This window comes from Ruegeria sp. BHSB058, assembly GCF_059613285.1.
Genome location: NZ_JBXWSF010000186.1, coordinates 1 through 1,567 on the forward strand (window position 1 = coordinate 1; position 1,567 = coordinate 1,567).

The 1,567-nt window shown below is 64.7% G+C and carries 1 protein-coding gene; it reads left to right on the forward strand.

Annotated features, from left to right (window positions below; genetic code table 11):
* The first annotated feature begins 52 nt into the window (after positions 1-52).
* Entirely contained in the window at positions 53-1,540 is a 1,488-nt protein-coding gene (istA, locus tag AC2FNB_RS21235) for an IS21 family transposase (protein WP_496748706.1), read from the forward strand.
* The last annotated feature ends 27 nt before the right edge of the window (positions 1,541-1,567 follow it).

A 1,567-nucleotide genomic window follows, 5' to 3' on the forward strand; every position in this document is an offset into this window, starting at 1 on the left:
CCGGCCACTTTGCCCTTCTTGCGATCGCAGGGAGGGCGTGGAGATCTATACCGTGGAACTTTACCGGAAGGTTCGTCTGGCCTGCGCCGACCGGATGAGCAAGCGCGCGGCGGCGCAACATTTCAATATTTCGCGCGACACGGTCGACAAGGCGCTGGCCTTCTCGGTGCCCCCTGGCTACCGGCGGACGGCGCCGATCAAGCGCCCGAAGCTGGATGGCTTCACCGAGATCATCGACGTCTGGCTCGATGGCGACAAGGCGGTGAATCGCAAGCAGCGCCACACCGCCAAGCGCGTGTTCGACCGGTTGCGGGAGGAGCATGGCTTCCCCGGCGGCTACACGATCATCAAGGATTACATCCGCGAGCGCGAGCGTCGGGGCCAGGAGATGTTCGTGCCGCTGGCTCACCCGCCGGGACATGCGCAGGCCGATTTCGGTGAAGCGATCGTCATCATCGGCGGGGTCGAGCAGAAGGCCCATTTCTTCGTCATGGACCTGCCGCACAGCGACGGCTGTTTCGTGCGGGCCTATCCCGCGGCGACGGCGGAGGCCTGGATGGACGGCCACGTCCATGCCTTTGGCTTCTTCGGCGGGGTGCCGTTGTCGGTGCTCGATGACCATGACCGCTGCCTGGTCTCGAAGATCCTGCCGGATGGGACGCGAAAGCGCGCCACGCTGTTCAGCGCCCTGCAGTCGCATTACCTGTTCCGGGACCGCTATGGACGGCCGGGCAAGGGGAACGACAAGGGAAGCGTCGAGGGGGTCGTTGGTTACGCCCGCCGGAACTTCATGGTGCCGATCCCAAGGTTTGCCAGTTGGGAGGCGTTCAACGCCGACCTCGAAGCCCAGTGCCACAAGCGCCAGAACGCCACTTTGCGCGGCCATAAGGAAACGATCGGCGAGCGGTTGCAGCGCGATCTGGCTGCGCTGAGGCCTCTGCCCGGGGCACCGTTCGAGGCCTGTGACCAGACCAGCAGCCGGGTCAGTTCCCAATCGCTCGTGCGGTATGACACCAACGATTACTCGGTCCCGGTCGCCTATGGTCACCAAGATGTCTGGGTGCGCGGCTATGTCGACCAGGTCGTGATCGGTTGCCGCGGTGACGTGATCGCCCGGCACCCGCGCTGCTACGACCGCGAGGACATGGTCTTCGATCCGGTCCATTACCTTCCGCTGATCGAGAGGAAGCCCAACGCCCTGGATCAGGCGGCTCCCTTGGCCGAATGGAACCTGCCCGAAGAGTTCCAGATCCTGCGCCGGCTCATGGAAGCGCGCATGCTGAAGATGGGACGGCGCGAGTATGTGCAGGTGCTGCGCCTGCTCGAGACCTTCGATATCGAGGATCTGCACGCCGCCGTGAAACGGGCCCTGAAGCTGGGGGCGGTAGGCTTCGACGCAGTCAAGCACCTCGTTCTCTGCCACGTCGAGAAACGGCCGCCGAAACTCGACCTCGACATCTACCCCTACCTGCCGCGCGCCAACGTCGCGACCACCTCGGCGGCCAGCTACATGTCGCTGCTTTCGGGGGATGCGGCATGACTGAGGCCCCGAGGATCCTACTCGCGC